Genomic DNA, 729 nt, shown 5'->3' on the forward strand with positions numbered 1-729 from the left:
GCAAGCAGATCGCCAAGATTGCTTCTGGTCTGGCCAAACCCGACGGCATTCGGGTAGTCCGGCACGCTGAAGAGCAAGCGCTTCTCAGCGGATTGCCGGTACGACGGCTGTGGGGCATCGGCCCGGTCGCCGAGGAAAAGCTGCATCGGCTCGGCATCGAGACGATCGGGCAGCTGGCCGCGCTGAGCGATGCCGAGGCGGCCAACATCCTAGGCGCGACGATTGGGCCCGCGCTGCACCGGCTGGCCCGTGGCATCGACGACCGCCCAGTGGTGGAGCGCGCCGAAGCCAAGCAAATCAGCGCCGAGTCCACGTTCGCCGTCGATCTGACCACCATGGAGCAATTGCACGAGGCGATCGACTCCATCGCTGAGCACGCGCACCAACGCCTGCTGCGCGACGGCCGCGGCGCCCGCACCATCACGGTGAAGCTAAAGAAATCCGACATGAGCACGCTAACCCGCTCGGCGACGATGCCCTACCCGACGACCGACGCCGGCGCGCTGTTTACGGTGGCCCGCCGGCTGCTGCCGGATCCACTGCAAATCGGGCCAATTCGTCTTCTGGGTGTTGGGTTTTCGGGTTTGAGCGACATTCGCCAGGAGTCGTTGTTTGCCGACTCGGACTTGACGCAGGAAACGGCGGCAGCGCATTACGTCGAAACACCGGGAGCGGTCGTGCCGGCCGCGCACGACGCCACGATGTGGCGGGTCGGCGATGACGTCGCCC

Annotated in this window: 1 protein-coding gene; it reads left to right on the plus strand. The window is 66.0% G+C overall.

Features of this window, described 5'->3' with window-relative positions:
* Positions 1–729: DinB/UmuC family translesion DNA polymerase (locus FJR74_RS08290; RefSeq protein WP_211333936.1), on the plus strand; the 729-nt coding region annotated here is incomplete at both ends.

The organism is Metamycoplasma neophronis, assembly GCF_006491995.1.
Classification (GTDB): domain Bacteria; phylum Bacillota_I; class Bacilli_A; order Mycoplasmatales; family Metamycoplasmataceae; genus Metamycoplasma; species Metamycoplasma neophronis.